Here is a 17,821-nt window from a genome sequence, read left to right as displayed (position 1 = left end):
GAAGGTGGTTGCTATGAACGCTGCAAAAACGTTAGCTACAGGGAGTAAAGGTCTCAGAGGGCAATTAAAAGTACCTGGAGACAAGTCGATTTCACACCGCTCGATCATGTTTGGTGCTGTGGCCGATGGTACTACTGAAATACATAATTTCTTGAGGGCAGATGATTGCTTGAGCACCATGGCCTGCTTCAGGAAAATGGGTGTGGAAATAAAGGAAGAAGGCAGCAGGGTCGTTGTTCATGGAAAAGGATGGGATGGCCTTAAAGAACCTGAAAGCATCCTGGATGTAGGAAACTCTGGTACAACAGCCCGTTTAATGTCGGGAATCTTGTCGGGAAGACCTTTCCATTCAGTCGTAGTCGGCGATGAGTCGATTGCCAAAAGACCTATGAAGAGGGTAACCGGACCTCTAAGACTGTTCGGTGCTGACATTGACGGCAGAGATAATGGTCAATATACACCATTGTCCATAAGAGGTGGAGCACTTTCTGCTGTCGACTACGATCTCCCTGTGGCCAGTGCGCAAGTTAAGTCTGCTATGATTTTCGCAGCCTTACAGGCAGAAGGTATATCTACCATCACGGAACCCGTGCCGACACGAAATCACACGGAAACGATGATTGGGAAGTTCGGCGGAGAAATATCGAGTGAGAACGGAGTAATCAAAGTAAGGGGAGGCCAGAAGTTTCAGGGAACGGAAGTGCAGGTCCCTGGAGATATCTCATCCGGCGCATTTTTCCTGGCTGCCGCTGCGATTGTCCCCAACAGTAAATTGGTTCTCCCTGGACTTGGGGTTAACCCTACCAGGACCGGCATCATTAAAGTATTGGAAGAGATGGGCGCCACCATCAGCGTTGAAATGGAAGATCGCCATGATTTTGAGCCGAGCGGCACTGTAACCGTAGAAACGTCGACTCTACGAGGAATCGAAATTGGCGGAGAAATCATCCCTACACTAATTGATGAGATTCCTATCATTGCGCTGCTCGCTACACAGGCTGAAGGGCGTACGGTTATCAAAGATGCAGAAGAACTGAAAGTGAAGGAAACCAACCGAATAGATGCGGTTGTATCCCAATTGAAGGTCCTTGGAGCTGATATTGAAAGTACAGAAGATGGTATGATTATTAACGGGAAAACATCTCTCCGGGGAGGAACCGTCGATTCACTCGGTGACCACAGGATAGGCATGACGCTTGCCATCGCTGCTCTTCTCTGCAATGAAGAAGTAGAATTACGAAATGCCGAGGCTGTCAATATTTCTTATCCTACTTTTTATTCTGACCTGGCTTCACTAGCGCAAAAATAAAGAGTATTATAAAAGGTATTTCCATTCTGTTTAGTGAATGGAAATACCTTTTTTTACTGAAGACACTTTTCAAGGGGAAAAGCACGAGGTATTGCCTTGAGAGCTCTTCTGAAAACACATTTCAAGTGAAAAAGCACGAGAAATTGCCTTGAGAGTTTTGCTGAAGACACTTTTCAAGTGAAAAAGCATGCGAAATTGCCTTGAGAGCCCTTTTGAAAACACATTTCAAGTGAAAAAGCAAAGAAAATTGCCTTGAGAGCTCTTCTGAAGACACTTTTCATGGGGAAAAGGAAGCGAAACTGCCTTGAGAGCTTTTCTGAAGACACTTTTCATGGGGAAAAGGAAGCAAAATTGCCTTGAGAGCTCTACTGAAGACACTTTTCAAGTGAAAAAGCACGAGAAATTGCCTTGAGAGTTTTGCTGAAGACACTTTTCAAGTGAAAAAGCATGCGAAATTGCCTTGAGAGCCCTTCTGAAAACACATTTCAAGTGAAAAAGCAAAGAAAATTGCCTTGAGAGCTCTTCTGAAGACACTTTTCATGGGGAAAAGGAAGCGAAACTGCCTTGAGAGCTTTTCTGAAGACACTTTTCATGGGGAAAAGGAAGCAAAATTGCCTTGAGAGCTCTACTGAAGACACTTTTCAAGTGAAAAAGCACGAGAAATTACCTTGAGAGCTCTTCTGAAGACACTTTTCATGGGGAAAGTCACGCCAAATTGGCATGCGGGAACCCAGTATGAAAACATAGTGCCGATAATAATACCTCCTACTTATATTAATTTTTGTCATGAGTCTGCCTTCTTTTTCATAGCTTGTCTTAAGAGAGAAGGGAGAGTAGATAATGGCTTATATTATTGAAAATGTTCCCTGTATTGACTATGACAGGAGACGGAATATATCCATGCTGGTCGAGGATAACGAAATACGGTCCATTGATTCCAACTATAAGCGTTATAGGTTTCCACGAATGAACATTTCCCCGTTTATAATGTCGCCTGTCCATGTGATGGCAGATCTCGAACTTCCCGATTTCCTTGAATTTACTCATTTCAAGTCCTATTTTACCGCGGAATTTATCAAGCGGGGATGCACGACTCTTATTACGTCATTTTCAGCAGATTATTTATCTCAATTTGAAGAGAACCTTAGCCGGAAGAGGACTTCGCTGCTTAGCAGTCCGATAGATTATTGCCTTGTTTTGAAATGCAGACCCAAGCTAATATCTCCAGAGCTTATGAGGCTTTTAAAAAGAAGCAAAGTCCCTGCGGTGTTTATAGAATTTGCTTCAGTTGAAGAGCTTGATGAGATAGCTTGGGGATGGATAAAACAATCTTTATTTGGATTTCCGCTGGTTTTTTGTCCTGTTATTCCTTCAGAAATCGACAAAAAGGGCGGGGCAAAATTAGTTAAAGCCTGGCAGGAAATTCTAAAAAAAGAAAGGATTCCGCATATTGACTCTCCGTTACCGCAAAAAAAGCCGCTACCATTGCATTTTTTGAAGAAAATTGGCATTTACCCGCTAAAAGGGAATTTCCGGGTCGGCGGAGAAATTAGTTATAACCTATATCAAAGCCCAGCCTCTGAAATAGTTGATGATTGCCAATCATTTCTTTATGATAATCATATGTTACTTCTAACAGTAAATAAGGGTAAAGTACTTATGTCTAATGGCAAGTGTTTTTTTCAGCCGGGAATAGGAGAAGAATTAATTGTGAAAGTTCCCGGCTATTTAACATGATGATCAATTGATATAAATTCTGATATACCCTTCTATAAAGTAGTTATAGAAGAAAGGAATTTTTGAATATGAACTATGCAGAAGAGATGCTTATATCACTGGAAAACGGAGATTTGGACAAGGCTGGAAAACATTTCAAGCGGGTGAAGAGCTTAGGTACTGATGAGGAAAAGTTTTCTCTGGCAGAAAACCTTTATCATTTGGGATTTTTAGAGGAAACCAAAGAGTTGCTGGAAATGCTTTTGGCAAAATACCCTGGTGAAGGGGAGCTGATCGTCATGCTCTCTGAAGTCCTCGTAGAAATGGATGACGAGGAAGGTGCTCTTGATCTCCTTTCCGAGATGGATCAAACGGATCCGGATTATCCAAGGGCTTTATTATTACAGGCTGATCTATTTCAAATGCAGGGCCTGTTTGAAGTAAGTGAACAGAAGCTGCTCCATGCGAAAAAAATCCTTGCCGATGAGCCGGTCATCGATTTTGCACTTGGTGAACTGTATCTTGAAATAGGGAAGTTCCTTGAAGCGATCCGTTCCTATGAGAACGTTCTTAAGGCTGAAAAGACAAATGTCGGCGGAGTCGATGTGCACCAGAGGATGGGTGAAGCGCTCAGTGCAGGAGGAGACTTTGAACAAGCCCTTGAACATTATGAAAAGGCTCTTGATGAGCATCTGGAGATCAATACCTTGTTCGGCTATGCTTTTACAGCTTACCAGGCTGGATATTATGCGAGAGCAATAGAAAAACTGGAGTCTGTAAAAGAATTGGATCCAGATTATAGCTCGGTTTATCTGCTTCTATCCAAAGCCTATGAGCACGAGGAAGAGCTTGAGAAGAGCCTGGAGACAGTGAAGGAAGGCATCACACATGATGAGTTTAACAAGGAACTGCTGTTTCACGGCGGTAAAATCTCCCTCAAACTAGGTGATGAGGAGGAAGCAGAACAATTCATTCGTGAATCACTGGCGCTGGACCAGGGGTATATGGAAGCTGCATTGACCCTGAATAAATTGTTCCTCCAGCAGGAGAGGTATGAGGACATCCTCGAAATCATTAAACTGATGGAGAGTGAGGGAGAGGAAGATCCTCAGCTTCATTGGGATGCAGCAATCGCTTATGAGAAAACAGAGAATTATAAAGAAGCATTAAAACAATACCGTCTTGCATATACTTTCTTTAAAGAACATCCAGAATTTCTTCAAGAGTATGGATATTTCCTAATCGAGGAAGGAAAACATGGAGAGGCGCGCGAAGTATTTACTGAACTCGTTAAGAAAGACCCATCAAACGAAGAATGGGCGATGGTCATCGAAAGATTGGAAGAGTAGCTGTAAAGCCTTAGGCGGGGAATAATACGCAGAGGAGGGAAAAGAATGAAGACCCCTGTATCTGTCAACGAGAAAAAGGATTTCATCCGGTGGTTCTTGAATCGTTATCAACTGAAGAGACGTGAATGTGTATGGATCTTAAATTATCTGATGAGTCATGATCAATTAATGAAAAAGGTCCATTTCGTCGAAGAAGCGCAGTATTGCCCAAGAGGATTGATTATGTCCACACATTGTGTAGAAGAAGTGCCATTCAGATTTTATAAGGAAAATATTATGACCACAGATGCTGAAAAATCATTTCATGATATCAGACTGAATAAGGAAGAGGATATCTACATCCAACTGAACTTCAGTAAGTCGAATGCCTCTTATCAGTATGCGGCAGTACTTGAAGAAAATCCTTTCATGCCAAAATATTTGTTAATTAATGAAAAGGACAGAATTGTTGCTGAGCAGTTCCTGAAAAGCAGTATTGAAACCTACCAAAGGCAGAAGCTTCTTGCTGCCATTGATAATGCCCTTGATAGAAACGATCAGGAAGCATTCAAAAGACTTACCTCGCAATTGAAAAATATGCCGGGCTGATGGCCTTAAGAGCTGACGATCGAAATCGATTGTCAGCTCTTTATTTCGTTAATTTTGTGTATGAGTTTCACTTGCAGGATTGTGCAGTGAAAATACTATTTGCCAGAGCATCTTTTTAAGTCTAAAAGACTTCCAAAGTCCCTATAAGGTTGTTTACAATGAAGCTCACTTGAATCTCATAAACCCGTAATGAGAATACTGAAACTACTGAATTATATTTTAAGTCAGGACCCCCATCCTCAAACTTTCATCCATTCGCAGATAGTGATATCATAACTGGGAAGAAGCACAAATAAGAGGTGTAGAATATTGAATTGGAATGGAAAAGAAGTAGATCTCTATTTAAAAGAAAAAAAGTATATTGATACAGCGATCATTCCGCTTCTTCCGGTTGGACTGGATGAAGAAATGAAGACATTCGCGGCACAAGGGGAGTTCATCTCTCTATTATCCATGCATCTGGAACATCAGTTTAAAGGAAGGCTAATGCTGTTTCCTGCTTTTACGTATTTAAAATCAGAAGAAAAAGGATTGGCAGAGAAAAGGCTGGCTGATTGGAAGACGGAAATAAAAGAATCGGGTTTCCGGTATGTGTTCTTCCTGACTTCTGACAGCGGCTGGCGTTTCAGTGATGAAGAGCTTGAACGCAGTCTGATGTGGGTTCCCTCAATCCCCCTGGACACTCTGGAAGAGAAATATAAACATTCCATCATGGAAGATCAAGTGAAGCAGCTATTGAATGTAATCGTGAAAAAATGGCAGGTGGACGCATGATCATGAAAAAGTCACATTGTTGACATCATTTTAGAGGTCGGAGTTATTGACCTGATAGAGAGATTAATATATCATTATTATGTCCTAGTTTTATATTTGTGCGAAAAATGTCCGTCGGACTGACCTTACGATAGAGGGGGGATAAGGATGAGCAAACAACGTGTATCTAGACGTCAATTCCTTAATTATACGCTAACTGGTGTAGGCGGTTTCATGGCTGCCGGAATGTTGATGCCGATGGTTCGTTTCGCAGTGGATCCTGTACTGAAGGCAGAAGCTGGAGGGGACTTTGTTGCAACGAAACAAAAGGTTGATGAACTTACAACTGAACCTGTACGTGTAGACTATAGCTATGAGCAAGTGGATGCATGGTACACATCTGAGGTTACTCAGACAGCGTGGGTTTACAAAGAAGAAGGTGGCAGCATTGTGGCGCTTTCTCCTGTATGTAAACATTTAGGCTGTACAGTTAACTGGAATGGGGACAAGAACAATGAAAATATGTTCTTCTGTCCATGCCATAACGGTCTTTACCAGAAAAACGGGAAAAACGTTCCTGGCACACCGCCGCTTGGACCATTGGATGTATATCCAACAAAAGTTAAAGATGGTATTTTATACCTTGGAAAACCAGAACCAAATAATTTAGTAAAGTAAAGGAGGCGTAATCCGTGCTGAACAAAATGTATGATTGGGTTGATGAGCGTTTGGACATTACGCCTTTATGGCGCGATATTGCTGACCACGAAGTACCAGAGCATGTTAACCCTGCACATCATTTCTCTGCATTCGTCTACTGCTTTGGCGGGTTGACTTTCTTCGTGACAGTCATTCAAATTCTTTCTGGAATGTTCCTTACTATGTATTACGTTCCGGATATCCAAAACGCTTGGCAGTCTGTATATTATCTTCAAAATGAAGTAGCTTTCGGACAAATCGTCCGCGGTATGCACCACTGGGGAGCAAGTCTAGTTATAGTAATGATGTTCTTACATACGTTACGTGTCTTTTTCCAAGGAGCATACAAGAAACCTCGTGAATTGAACTGGGTAGTCGGAGTACTTATCTTCTTCGTCATGCTTGGTCTTGGCTTCACAGGATATTTATTACCATGGGATATGAAAGCGCTATTTGCGACAAAGGTTGGTTTGGAGATTGCGGCTTCAACGCCATTTATCGGGGCTCAGGTTAAGACACTTCTTGCCGGTGATCCAACGATTGTAGGGGCACAGACTCTTACTCGTTTCTTCGCTATACACGTGTTCTTCCTGCCTGCAGCGTTGCTTGGATTAATGGGAGCTCACTTCTTGATGATCCGTAAACAAGGGATTTCAGGCCCATTGTAAGAAATTCGATTTAAACAAGCTTATTGATTCACCTTAATTAAAAAGGAGGGGACACTATGCATAGAGGAAAAGGGATGAAGTTCGTAGGTGACTCGCGTGTGCCTGCAGAACGTAAGCCTAACATTCCGAAAGATTATTCCGAGTTCCCTGGAAAAACAGAAGCCTTTTGGCCAAACTTCTTATTGAAAGAATGGTTGGTTGGAGCGGTATTCTTAATCGGTTATCTCTCTTTGACGGTAGCTCACCCATCACCGTTAGAGCGTATTGCCGATCCTACGGATGCGGGATATATTCCATTGCCTGACTGGTATTTCTTATTTCTTTATCAATTGCTGAAGTATACTTACGCTTCTGGTCCATATAATGTCATCGGTGCGTTTGTTATTCCAGGACTTGCTTTTGGAGCATTGCTTTTGGCTCCATTTATCGACCGTGGGCCTCACCGCCGTCCGGTTAAGCGCCCTTTCGCTACAGGATTCATGCTGTTGGCGCTTGCAGGAACGATTTTCCTGACTTGGGAATCTGTTGCATACCATGATTGGGAAGCAGCTAAAAAACAAGGTCAAATCGTTGCGGAAGTGGAAGTGGATACGGAAGCTGAAGGGTATCAAATTTATCAGGAGAACGGCTGTATCAACTGTCATGGTGATACACTGCAAGGCGGCGCAGCCGCACCTTCTCTCGCTAACCTAGAGTTAAGCACAGAAGAAATTGCTGAGATCGCTGTTAACGGTAAACCGCCGGGAATGCCTGCCGGTCTATTCAAAGGAACTGATGAAGAACTTGAAAAGCTTGCAACATTCATTTCTGAACTGCAAAGCAATTAACAAAAAAGATCCGGCTGATGCTGGATCTTTTTTAGTTGCTAGAGTTTTATATATCACCCTTTAGCTTATATACAGCTAGAAAGTTGGGTCAGCCCCTGCTTTAAGTTTTCAAGCTCCTTATGAAGTGCAAACTTTATTTTTCTGAGATGACGAGCAATACCCTTTAGAAATCCATACTTCGCTCTTTATATTCTATTTTATCGGCAGGAAACTTTTGTAAAAATGGCTTTATAAGAGTTGCTTAAACTTTTCCTTAACTGAGTGGATAATTCTTCCGTTATTCATTATAATTATTATTTGAAGTAAATACATAGGTCATAGGTGAAAATGAATAAAAGGAGTTAGTATGAATATACTTTATACTTATTTGACGAATAAAACGTTTCTTGCCCTGCTGCTGATTGTCAATTTGCTAGGGACACTTTATGGATACATATGGTACCTTCCTCAATTGGAAAGAACTGCTGCCCACTTTTTGATTTTTGTCCCGGATAGTCCGACGGCCAGCCTCTTTTTCTGCTTTGTTCTCGCTGCCTTTCTTCTAAGGAAGAATTGGCCGCTTATGGAAGCACTTGCGCTTGTCACATTATTCAAGTATGGAATCTGGGCGGTTGTCATGAATCTCCTTACCTTGTCAGTTACAGGGGTTCTTCCTTGGGAAGGGTATATGCTGATTGGTTCTCACTTTGCCATGGCCGTTCAAGGAATTCTTTATGCGCCTTATTACAGGGTGAAAATCTGGCATATCATTGCGGCAGCAGTGTGGACTCTTCATAATGATATCATCGACTATGTCTTTATGCAGTATCCGGTATATTCCAAACTGCATCTCTATATAAAAGAAATTGGCTATTTTACCTTCTGGTTAAGTGTGTTTTCTATATTTCTCTGCTGGTACTTCACCAGGAAAGTAGAAAGACGCAGTATTCATTTCTAGAATTTTAAGGTCTACTCTTGTCCAAGCCCTCATACAATTTATTAGTAGTTTGAGGGGGGACAAGTATGAAATTATTCAGATCGGTTTTTATGGCGATAATTCTTTTTATGATAAGTTCACCGTTTTATTCATCAGCTGAAGACCATTCATTATCAGAGCTGGATAACATTGCGGATGAAGCCTTGCAAATGACAAAATCGGCCAGGTTTGATGAAGCGAAACAGCTTTTACAATATTTTTCGGACAAGTTTGCCGAAAGGAACGCTAGAGATCGTTCATTCACCATGGATGAGCTGAGGATTCTCACTGTTGCACACGAAAGGGCCCTGCAGTCTCTCACTAATTCCTCTGAGACGCTGGAACAAAGAATTGATTCAGTGATTACCTTCAGGCTTGTTATGGACACCATTTCCTCACATCATCAGCCGTTATGGACGGAGATGGAAAAGCCGATTATGTCAGCTTTCCAACAAGTTCAAGATGCTGCAAGTACAGGGGACGCTGCAGAGTATCACTCTACATTGAACCAGTTCTTGACAAAGTACAGTATCATTCAGCCAAGTATCAAATTGGATATCCCTGTAGAGAAGGTTCAGCAGCTCGATTCAAGGATTACATTTATTGACCGTTATCGGAACGAAGCCGGTGACAGTGAAGAAACTATGAATGAGTTAAACACACTGGAAAGTGATTTGGAAGACTTGTTCAATGGATTGACTGAAGATGAAGCCGACCCTTCACTATGGTGGGTCATTACAACTACAGGAAGTATCATCATTCTTACATTATCTTATGTGGGCTGGAGAAAATATAGAGGGGAATCTCAACAGTCCAAGTCAGAAAGGCAAAAGGATTGACAACCATTTGAGCTGGAGATAAAATTTTAATAACTACAACTAGATGGAGGTTTGAAATGGGAGGAATAATCCTTTATTTCATATTAATTTCACTTATTCCAATCTTGGCAAGTATGAATGTTAAGAAGACATTCAAGAAATATTCCAAGGTTGCCACCACTTCAGGTATGACAGGTGCCGAGATGGCCCGCCGTATCCTGGATGCTAATGGACTGTATGATGTAAAGGTTGTGGAAGGCCGCGGTTTCTTAAGTGACCACTACAACCCTTCAACTAAAACAGTTGCTTTATCACCTGATAACTATCATGGGCATTCCGTTGCAGGTGCTGCTGTGGCTGCACATGAAGTAGGCCATGCCATTCAAGACGGCGAGAGCTACAATTTTCTGCGTTTCAGGCATGCCCTTGTCCCAGTTGCAAACATAGGCTCTAACCTTTCGTGGGTATTTATTTTGATAGGTATCTTTACCCAGCTTTCAGGAATGCTTCTATTAGGAATCGTCCTGATGGCAGCGGGTGTTCTATTCCAAGTGATTACACTGCCGGTAGAATTCAATGCATCGTCAAGGGCGATGAATCAAATTGTTTCTCTCGGATTAATTCGCAATGAAGAAGAGCGACATGCAAAAAAAGTTTTGAATGCTGCTGCTTTGACATATGTAGCTGCTGCAGCTGTTGCGATTATTGAACTGCTGCGTCTTGTCCTTATCTTCACAGGCATGCAGGGAGAAGAATAATAAAAAGTGCTTCCCGGCCGGGAAGCACTTTTTTAGTGTATTGATAAAATTCTTTTGTGGGACACCGCGTCTCGTTTCCGCCCCCCCCCAGGTTACCTAATGCTTTTTCCTTCTGAACATGTCTCTGGCGCGGCTGAACAGGAACGTGTTTTGCCGTTGCAGAAAGTGTTAATCCTCCAGAGGGTTTTTGTTGGCATCAAGCGTGAATCCTTCCCCTAATACATCATGTACAACCGTTACAGAGACGAAGGCGTGTGGATCGACAAAACTGATGATGTTCTTTAGCCGGACAATTTCATTTTTTCCAACAACACAGTACAATACATTCCGGTTTTCCTTTGTAAATGAACCATGGCCTTTAAGGACCGTTACGCCTCTGTCCATCTTTTCGTTAATCGTGTCGGCAATTTCTTCGTGCTTGTCTGAAATGATCATCGCCCCTCTCGCCGCATAGGCTCCCTCCTGCATGAAATCGATGACTCGTGCGCCTACAAATACAGCAACAAGAGTATACATGGCCTCCCTGTAGCCTAAGTATGTAATGAGGGAGACGGAGATAACCACAGCGTCAAAGATGAACATGGTTTTCCCCATGCTCCAGCCTACATATTTATGGACCAGTCTGGCGATAATATCAACTCCACCGGTCGTACCCCCATATCTGAAGATAATCCCGAGACCCACTCCGAGGAACGCTCCAGCAAACAAGGCTGCCAAGAATAAGTCTCCTTCTAAAGGTATGGTCATTTGATAACGCTGAAAAATCCATAGAAAAACAGAAAGACTAATGGTTCCTATGATAGTATAGTAAAAAGCGCGCCTGCCTAAAAACTTCCATCCAATAAAAAAGATAGGAATATTCAGCGCCAGGTTAGAATAAGAGGGATCAATGCCGGCAAGAAAATATAATAGCAATGTGATACCAGTAAAGCCGCCTTCTGCAAGTTCATTCTGAATGTTGAAATGGACAAGCCCAAATGCGAAAATGGCCGATCCCAATATGATGAAGAGTATGTTTTTGACCCTTAATCCGAATATCATTTTTAGTTTCCTCCAATCTTATGTATATAGGTGATAGTGCATTTCGCAAAAACAGTTTTATAAAGGAAGTTTTCGTTCGCCTGAGCATTTAAGGGGTAAATATTTCTATCGTCGTCTTCATAGGTTTGGCACCTATAATAGAGACTATGCACTGACTTATAACAGAGCAATTATATAGGAACGCATGAAAACTATCAATAAGGCTCTCTTCATAGTCGGGCACATTTTGAGCTGGTCTTATTTTGGGAGTGTTTTATAAGATGTTTTTTGATTTTTTCACTCACTTTTTCCCCCAACTGTTTGCGGAAAGTTGAGACGTAAATCAGCTGTCACATTCGGATAGCAATAATGCATACGATAGTTTAATTATTTGTCAAAAAACGATTCTTTAGCTAACATAAAATAAGAAATCAGCGAGGTGTTCAAATGGAAAAACTAAAAACAATTAAAGAGATGCAAGAGGAAGTTGATTCATACATAGGACAGTTTAAGGAAGGGTATTTCAGCCCTTTGGCGATGATGGCCAGATTAACGGAAGAAATGGGCGAGCTTGCAAGGGAAATTAACCATTATCATGGTGAAAAGCCAAAAAAGAAAACCGAGAAAGAAAATACGATTGAAGAAGAACTGGGCGATATTCAATTTGTTGTTACGTGTTTGGCCAATTCATTGGGCATTGATCTGGAACAAGCCCATAATAGAGTCATGAATAAATTCAACACTAGAGATAAAGACAGGTGGACACGAAAAGAGGAGGAACAAGACAATGGCACCAATTAAAGTAACAATAGCAGGTCCAAGAGGAAGGATGGGCACTGAAGCTGTAAAAATGGTACAGAACTCAGAAGGTTTCAAGTTAGTCAGTGTTCTCGACCATAAGAATAACGGGAAAAGACTTAGTGATTTAGAAGGATTTACAGGAACCGATGTACCCGTTTATTCGGATATAAAGGAATGTTTCCTGGCAGACACCCCCGATGTGCTCATTGATCTGACTATTCCCGAAACAGGGTACATACATACGAAAACAGCTTTGGAACATGGCGTAAGACCGGTTGTAGGTACAACAGGTTTTTCCTCTGACCAATTAGACGAACTGACGGACCTTGCCAAAGAAAAAGGGTTGGGCTGTATCATTGCACCGAACTTTGCGGTGGGCGCCGTATTAATGATGAAATTTTCTCAAATGGCAGCAAAATATTTTCAGGATGTGGAAGTTATTGAGCTTCACCATGATCAAAAGCTTGATGCACCTTCTGGGACAGCGGTGAAAACTGCTGAAATGATTGCTTCACAAAGAGAGCCTAAGGTCCAGGGCCACCCGGGTGAAAAAGAGACCATGGAAGGGGCCAGAGGAGCAGAATATGAAGGAATGCATATCCACAGTGTCAGGCTTCCCGGCCTGATTGCGCATCAGCAGGTCATGTTTGGGGCGGACGGACAGACCTTGACCATCCGTCATGATTCGTATAATCGGGCATCCTTCATGTCAGGAGTGAAAGTATGTGTTGAAACAGTCATGAAGCTTGATACGTTGGTTTATGGTTTGGAGAATATACTGGATTAATAAGGCTCTTTTCTAAAACTTTGTTGCTATTTACTATGAAATTCAAGAGAAATAACCATTCTGGTAACCAAGGAAGAAAGCCATCACCCTGTTCAGTTTGATAAGCCCTTCTGAGGGTAAAGTCCGGCCTTTTGGATTTTTCCGATAGCAACAATCTCTACAAAAACAGCGATTAATAAATACAGAGGCCAGGCATCATAAGCTGCCGGCTTCACTTCTAATAGCGAGGTGACCGTGTTGAACATTGCCTTAATTGCGCATGATAAGAAGAAAGATAATCTCATTCGTTTTGTTATAGCATTTAAAGAAACCTTCCAAAAACATAGTTTATACGCAACAGGTACAACGGGAAAAAGAATTAGCGAAGAAACAGGACTGGATATCCATCGGTTTAAATCAGGTCCGCTCGGCGGTGACCAGGAGATCGGAGCATTCATTGCCAATGATAAAATGGATGTAGTCATCTTTTTCCGTGACCCCTTGACGGCACAACCACACGAACCAGACGTATCAGCCCTTATCCGTCTATGCGATGTATATTCGGTTCCCCTGGCAACCAATATGGGTACAGCTGAAGTTCTTGTAAAAGGTCTTGAACGCGGGGATATTCAGTGGCGCGATATCGAGAAGGATAAGGGGTATGATGGCGATGGGAGTTGATATCCTGGCAATTGGTGCCCATTCCGATGATGTTGAAATCGGCATGGGCGGCACGCTGGCCAAATATGCCGGAGAAGGTAAGAAGATAGTGATCTGTGACTTAACAAGAGCTGAAATGTCCTCCAATGGTACACCGGATTTAAGGGAAAGGGAAGCCGAAGATGCTGCCTCCATCCTAGGTGTACAGGAACGCAGGAATGTCGGACTTCCTGACCGTGGATTATACATAACAAAAGAGTATATCGATGAAATTGTACGTGTGATAAGATTTTACAAACCAAAAGTGGTATTTGCTCCGTATGAAATTGACAGGCATCCCGATCATGGAAACGCTTCTGCTCTAGTCAAAGAAGCATTTTTCTCAGCAGGTATTCGAAAATACGGTGAAGACTCTTTGGGCAAGGCTCATAAACCGTCCGCCTTATATTTCTACATGATAAACGGTTTCCATAATCCAGATTTTGTCATAGATATTAACGATTACATAAAAACAAAATTAAAAAGCTTGCAAGCTTATCAAAGTCAATTTATCCGTTCAGAAGGAAGGGTGTCAACACCTTTGACTGAAGGGTATCTGGAGTCAGTTGAAGCAAGGGAGAGAATGATGGGGAAAACAGCAGGCCTGGTGTTTGCAGAAGGATTCCTTGCTCATCAAACTTTGATAGTCGACAAGGATTTATTAGGAGAGTAATTTATGAAATTAAAAATAGGGATCACCTGCTATCCGACAGTCGGAGGTTCCGGCGTTGTAGCTACGGAGCTTGGAAAGCTGCTGGCGGAAAGAGGTCATGAAATTCACTTCATCACCTCCAGTGTACCTTTCCGGCTGAATAAAATGTATCCAAATATTTATTATCATCAGGTCGAAGTGAACCAATATTCTGTCTTTCAACATGCCCCGTACGATATCGCCCTCGCTAATAAAATGGCAGTTGTGGCGAGAAGGGAGGAGCTGGACATACTGCATGTTCATTATGCTGTCCCCCACGCAGTTTGTGCAATACTAGCGAAGCAAATGGCGGATACGGATCTGAAAATTGTAACCACACTTCATGGTACGGATATTACTGTATTGGGATACGATCCTTCTTTAACTGAGGCCATCCGCTTTGGAATCGAACAGTCCGATCATGTCACGGCGGTATCACATGCACTTGTGGATCAAACCCACAGCTTGATAAAACCTGATAAGGATATTGAAACGGTCTATAATTTTATAGACGAACGGGTTTATCGCAAAGTGGACTCAGAGCATTTGAAAAAAGAATACGGAATCCTGCCTCATGAAAAAGTCATCATTCACGTTTCCAACTTCAGGGCTGTCAAAAGAGTAGAGGATGTTGTGCAAGCATTCAGCAGAGTATCAGAACATGTTCCCTCTAAACTGCTGTTGGTCGGTGATGGGCCTGAAATGACAGTCATATGTCAGCTGGTAAAAGAACTTGGCCTTAAAGATAAGGTCCTCTTCCTGGGGAAACAAGACAGCCTGGAAGAACTCTATTCAATGAGTGACTTGATGCTCTTATTGTCACAAAAAGAAAGCTTTGGTCTTGTGGCATTGGAAGCAATGGCCTGCGGAGTACCGTGTATCGGGACTGATATTGGCGGAATACCTGAGGTGATTGAGAACGGAGTCAATGGATATATCTGTCCTCTTGGGGATGTCGGAACAGTATCGGAAAAGGCGGTATCACTGTTGACATCAAAGGAACTTTACAAGGAGCTCTCTGATAATGCACTGAGTACGGCCAGGACAAAATTTCATTGGAGCAAGATAGTCGATCAATATGAACAAATATACAGGAAGCTTGCAACTGAAAGATAGGTGATGAAGATGCTTCCAACTCTTTTTAAACAGGCCCTTCCTGTTTTGGAAAAACTGGAAGACGCTGGTCATCAAGCCTTTTTCGTCGGTGGAGCAGTCAGGGACCTTCTATTAAACAGACCGACCAGTGATATTGATATTGCCACCTCAGCTCTTCCTGAAGAGGTCAAGGAAGTCTTTCCTAAAACGATTGATGTAGGGATTGAACATGGCACTGTTGTGGTTATCACCAATGGGACTCCTTATGAAGTTACAACTTTTCGCAGTGAAGAGGAGTACAAAGACCATAGAAGGCCCGAATCTGTGACCTTCATAAAGTCATTGAAGGAAGATTTGCAAAGGCGGGACTTTACAATCAATGCCATTGCAATGGACCGATCAGGCACAATCCATGACCCGTTCGGTGGAGAGGCAGACATCAAAGCAAAAGTGATCAGAACAGTCGGGTCGGCAGATGAACGGTTTAAAGAGGATGCCCTAAGGATGATGAGAGCCGTCCGTTTTATGGCACAACTGGATTTTGAGATGGAGAACGAAACTTTTGACAGTATTACAAGAAACGGAAGCACCCTTAGATACATAGCTGTAGAAAGGCTGTCTTCAGAATTTGAAAAGCTCCTGGGCGGCAGATATAAAAAAGCATCCTTTGAGACTTTAAATGAAACGAAGCTATATCAATTCTTGCCTGGTTTAAAGGGTAATGTAGTGAAAATGGCTGCAGAACTTCAGATTAACCATCTTACAAATGAACAAATGTGGCTTCTCCTCTGTTATTGGTCAAAGGAAGACAACCCCTTCATGGAACAGTGGAGGCTGCCTTCCAAGAAGTTAAAATACATTTCAAGGGCTGCGGCGTTTCTTGCTGACAGGATGAACCGGCCTTGGAATTTGTACAGCCTTTATCTGGCGGGGCTTTCAACTGCACGGGATGTAGAGGAGGTATATCATGTCCTCAAACAACTTAACCCGCCAGACGCAAGAAAACTTGAGGATATGTATGGTAAATTGCCGATTAAAGACCGATCTGAGTTGGCGGTCTCCGGTAATGATCTTATGGAGTGGACTGGAAAAACGGGAGGTCCCTGGATAAAAGAGACCATTGAAAGAATTGAAAAAGCGGTCATTCTGGGTGAAGTTCCTAATAAAAAAACAACCATAAGGGAGTGGTCAGGGCTTTGCAATCACCTATAAGGAAAAAGTTAATGGATGCATTCATGGATGCCAACGGAAAGTTTTTGTCCGGACAAACCTTGGCTGATATTGCCGGCTGCTCTCGTACAGCAGTATGGAAGCATATCGAAGAGCTTAGAAAAGAAGGCTTTGAATTTGAAGCGGTAAAAAAAAGGGGCTACAGAATCGTGAAAGCACCGGACAGGGTCAGTGAGGAAGAAATCCATCCAGGGTTAAGGACAAGGTCTATAGGAAGAGTGATAAAGTACATTGAATCGGTCCCTTCTACACAGAAAATTGCTCATACACTTGCTCAAGAAGGGGCAGAAGAAGGCACTGCTGTCATAGCCGAAGAACAGACAGAGGGAAGAGGCAGACTTTTGAGAAGCTGGCACTCACCAAAAGGTACGGGAATTTGGATGAGCATCATCCTTAAGCCTCAACTGCCCCCTCAAAAAGCTCCCCAATTTACCCTCATTGCTGCAGTTGCAGTAGTACAAGCTATTGAGGAGATATGCGGGCTAAGCCCTGAAATTAAATGGCCAAACGACATCTTGCTGAATGGAAGGAAAGTGACAGGAATCCTGACAGAGCTTCAAGCTGAAGCAGATAAAATCAATTCAATCATTATAGGGATCGGCATGAATGTCAATCAGAAGGCGGATGACTTTCCGGAAGAACTCCAATCCATTGCCACCTCTTTGTCTCTGGAGAAGTCAGAGAAGATATCGAGGGTGAAGCTTATCCAGAGAGTAATGGAAAAGCTGGAGCTGTATTATGAAATATACATGGATAAAGGCTTTACTCCAATAAAGTTGCTTTGGGAAAGTTACGCCATCAGTATCGGCAGAAAAATCACGGCAAGAACCATCACCGGCAGCATACACGGAAAAGCTCTTGGCATCAATGAAGATGGTGTCTTAAGGATTGAAGATGAAGAGGGACAGATTCATGAAGTTTATTCAGCAGATATTGAATTAAGGTGAAAACGTTTTCTTCACAGCGATTTTTCTATTGAATCACACGTTGATTTGTTATACTCTTTTAGTGAAGGGCGGTATCCATGTCGAACTGCACCATTTACTCATAATTGAATAAAGAACACTGAAATTCTGCCT

General features: G+C 42.4%; 19 protein-coding genes. 18 read left to right on the top strand and 1 reads right to left on the bottom strand.

What is annotated here, in order from left to right; genetic code table 11:
* Positions 1-13: 13 nt before the first annotated feature.
* The 11 genes from aroA to V1502_RS13505 all read left to right on the top strand — a co-directional run bounded on the left by aroA (position 14) and on the right by V1502_RS13505 (position 10,440).
* On the top strand, positions 14-1,309 hold the full coding sequence (gene aroA, locus V1502_RS13555; RefSeq protein WP_409251176.1) for a 3-phosphoshikimate 1-carboxyvinyltransferase: 1,296 nt from the start codon (positions 14-16) through the stop codon (positions 1,307-1,309).
* An 840-nt stretch (positions 1,310-2,149) separates the two neighbouring features.
* Positions 2,150-3,046 (top strand): hypothetical protein, encoded by an 897-nt coding sequence (locus V1502_RS13550; RefSeq protein WP_409251175.1) that lies wholly within the window; start codon positions 2,150-2,152, stop codon positions 3,044-3,046.
* A 68-nt stretch (positions 3,047-3,114) separates the two neighbouring features.
* On the top strand, positions 3,115-4,374 hold the full coding sequence (locus tag V1502_RS13545; protein ID WP_409251174.1) for a tetratricopeptide repeat protein: 1,260 nt from the start codon (positions 3,115-3,117) through the stop codon (positions 4,372-4,374).
* A 45-nt stretch (positions 4,375-4,419) separates the two neighbouring features.
* Positions 4,420-4,962 carry a ReoY family proteolytic degradation factor gene (locus tag V1502_RS13540; protein ID WP_409251173.1) on the top strand — a complete coding sequence of 181 codons (543 nt, stop codon included), beginning with the start codon at positions 4,420-4,422 and terminating at the stop codon, positions 4,960-4,962.
* Positions 4,963-5,271: 309 nt separating this feature from the next.
* Complete coding sequence (locus V1502_RS13535) at positions 5,272-5,736, top strand: YpiF family protein (protein WP_409251172.1); 465 nt, start codon at positions 5,272-5,274, stop codon at positions 5,734-5,736.
* A 147-nt stretch (positions 5,737-5,883) separates the two neighbouring features.
* Positions 5,884-6,393 (top strand): ubiquinol-cytochrome c reductase iron-sulfur subunit, encoded by a 510-nt coding sequence (locus V1502_RS13530; protein WP_409251171.1) that lies wholly within the window; start codon positions 5,884-5,886, stop codon positions 6,391-6,393.
* Positions 6,394-6,407: 14 nt separating this feature from the next.
* The gene (qcrB, locus tag V1502_RS13525) at positions 6,408-7,082 is read left to right on the top strand and encodes a menaquinol-cytochrome c reductase cytochrome b subunit (protein ID WP_409251170.1); all 675 of its coding nucleotides are present in this window, start codon (positions 6,408-6,410) and stop codon (positions 7,080-7,082) included.
* A 56-nt stretch (positions 7,083-7,138) separates the two neighbouring features.
* The gene (locus tag V1502_RS13520) at positions 7,139-7,909 is read left to right on the top strand and encodes a c-type cytochrome (protein ID WP_409251169.1); all 771 of its coding nucleotides are present in this window, start codon (positions 7,139-7,141) and stop codon (positions 7,907-7,909) included.
* 346 nt (positions 7,910-8,255) lie between these two features.
* On the top strand, positions 8,256-8,846 hold the full coding sequence (locus tag V1502_RS13515; protein WP_409251168.1) for a DUF1405 domain-containing protein: 591 nt from the start codon (positions 8,256-8,258) through the stop codon (positions 8,844-8,846).
* 65 nt (positions 8,847-8,911) lie between these two features.
* Complete coding sequence (ypjB, locus tag V1502_RS13510) at positions 8,912-9,703, top strand: sporulation protein YpjB (RefSeq protein ID WP_409251167.1); 792 nt, start codon at positions 8,912-8,914, stop codon at positions 9,701-9,703.
* A gap of 56 nt (positions 9,704-9,759) precedes the next feature.
* On the top strand, positions 9,760-10,440 hold the full coding sequence (locus V1502_RS13505) for a zinc metallopeptidase (protein ID WP_409251166.1): 681 nt from the start codon (positions 9,760-9,762) through the stop codon (positions 10,438-10,440).
* A gap of 168 nt (positions 10,441-10,608) precedes the next feature.
* On the opposite strand, the gene V1502_RS13500 is transcribed toward V1502_RS13505, so the two are convergent.
* Positions 10,609-11,481 (bottom strand): YitT family protein, encoded by an 873-nt coding sequence (locus V1502_RS13500; protein WP_409251165.1) that lies wholly within the window; start codon positions 11,479-11,481, stop codon positions 10,609-10,611.
* A 426-nt stretch (positions 11,482-11,907) separates the two neighbouring features.
* Here V1502_RS13500 and V1502_RS13495 point away from each other — a divergent pair, with 426 nt between their 5' ends.
* The 7 genes from V1502_RS13495 to V1502_RS13465 all read left to right on the top strand — a co-directional run bounded on the left by V1502_RS13495 (position 11,908) and on the right by V1502_RS13465 (position 17,689).
* Complete coding sequence (locus V1502_RS13495) at positions 11,908-12,261, top strand: nucleotide pyrophosphohydrolase (protein WP_409251164.1); 354 nt, start codon at positions 11,908-11,910, stop codon at positions 12,259-12,261.
* Complete coding sequence (gene dapB, locus V1502_RS13490; RefSeq protein ID WP_409251163.1) at positions 12,248-13,048, top strand: 4-hydroxy-tetrahydrodipicolinate reductase; 801 nt, start codon at positions 12,248-12,250, stop codon at positions 13,046-13,048. Before V1502_RS13495 ends, dapB begins: the two co-directional genes overlap by 14 nt.
* A 237-nt stretch (positions 13,049-13,285) precedes the next feature.
* A complete protein-coding gene (mgsA, locus tag V1502_RS13485) occupies positions 13,286-13,708 on the top strand; it encodes a methylglyoxal synthase (RefSeq protein WP_409251162.1) in 423 nt (140 codons plus the stop codon).
* Complete coding sequence (gene bshB1, locus V1502_RS13480) at positions 13,698-14,399, top strand: bacillithiol biosynthesis deacetylase BshB1 (RefSeq protein ID WP_409254349.1); 702 nt, start codon at positions 13,698-13,700, stop codon at positions 14,397-14,399. Before mgsA ends, bshB1 begins: the two co-directional genes overlap by 11 nt.
* A gap of 3 nt (positions 14,400-14,402) precedes the next feature.
* Positions 14,403-15,533, top strand: coding sequence for an N-acetyl-alpha-D-glucosaminyl L-malate synthase BshA (gene bshA / locus V1502_RS13475; RefSeq protein ID WP_409251161.1), 1,131 nt, complete (start codon positions 14,403-14,405; stop codon positions 15,531-15,533).
* Positions 15,534-15,542: 9 nt separating this feature from the next.
* Positions 15,543-16,724: a CCA tRNA nucleotidyltransferase gene (locus V1502_RS13470; RefSeq protein WP_409251160.1), complete on the top strand. Its 1,182-nt coding sequence runs from the start codon at positions 15,543-15,545 to the stop codon at positions 16,722-16,724.
* Complete coding sequence (locus tag V1502_RS13465) at positions 16,709-17,689, top strand: biotin--[acetyl-CoA-carboxylase] ligase (RefSeq protein ID WP_409251159.1); 981 nt, start codon at positions 16,709-16,711, stop codon at positions 17,687-17,689. Before V1502_RS13470 ends, V1502_RS13465 begins: the two co-directional genes overlap by 16 nt.
* Positions 17,690-17,821: the final 132 nt, after the last annotated feature.

It is taken from the genome of Rossellomorea sedimentorum, from assembly GCF_046237645.1.
Classification (GTDB): Bacteria; Bacillota; Bacilli; order Bacillales; family Bacillaceae_B; genus Rossellomorea; species Rossellomorea sedimentorum.
Note: the sequence above shows the minus strand (reverse complement) of the source record. Positions and strands in the feature narration are given on the sequence as shown.

Bases quoted from the DNA above. Each gene is read 5' to 3' on its own strand.
- aroA (WP_409251176.1), top strand. From the start codon at position 14: ATGAACGCTGCAAAAACGTTAGCTACAGGGAGTAAAGGTCTCAGAGGG.
- V1502_RS13550 (WP_409251175.1), top strand. From the start codon at position 2,150: ATGGCTTATATTATTGAAAATGTTCCCTGTATTGACTATGACAGGAGA.
- V1502_RS13545 (WP_409251174.1), top strand. From the start codon at position 3,115: ATGAACTATGCAGAAGAGATGCTTATATCACTGGAAAACGGAGATTTG.
- V1502_RS13540 (WP_409251173.1), top strand. From the start codon at position 4,420: ATGAAGACCCCTGTATCTGTCAACGAGAAAAAGGATTTCATCCGGTGG.
- V1502_RS13530 (WP_409251171.1), top strand. From the start codon at position 5,884: ATGAGCAAACAACGTGTATCTAGACGTCAATTCCTTAATTATACGCTA.
- V1502_RS13520 (WP_409251169.1), top strand. From the start codon at position 7,139: ATGCATAGAGGAAAAGGGATGAAGTTCGTAGGTGACTCGCGTGTGCCT.
- V1502_RS13515 (WP_409251168.1), top strand. From the start codon at position 8,256: ATGAATATACTTTATACTTATTTGACGAATAAAACGTTTCTTGCCCTG.
- ypjB (WP_409251167.1), top strand. From the start codon at position 8,912: ATGAAATTATTCAGATCGGTTTTTATGGCGATAATTCTTTTTATGATA.
- V1502_RS13505 (WP_409251166.1), top strand. From the start codon at position 9,760: ATGGGAGGAATAATCCTTTATTTCATATTAATTTCACTTATTCCAATC.
- V1502_RS13500 (WP_409251165.1), bottom strand. From the start codon at position 11,481: ATGATATTCGGATTAAGGGTCAAAAACATACTCTTCATCATATTGGGA.
- V1502_RS13495 (WP_409251164.1), top strand. From the start codon at position 11,908: ATGGAAAAACTAAAAACAATTAAAGAGATGCAAGAGGAAGTTGATTCA.
- dapB (WP_409251163.1), top strand. From the start codon at position 12,248: ATGGCACCAATTAAAGTAACAATAGCAGGTCCAAGAGGAAGGATGGGC.
- bshB1 (WP_409254349.1), top strand. From the start codon at position 13,698: ATGGGAGTTGATATCCTGGCAATTGGTGCCCATTCCGATGATGTTGAA.
- bshA (WP_409251161.1), top strand. From the start codon at position 14,403: ATGAAATTAAAAATAGGGATCACCTGCTATCCGACAGTCGGAGGTTCC.
- V1502_RS13470 (WP_409251160.1), top strand. From the start codon at position 15,543: ATGCTTCCAACTCTTTTTAAACAGGCCCTTCCTGTTTTGGAAAAACTG.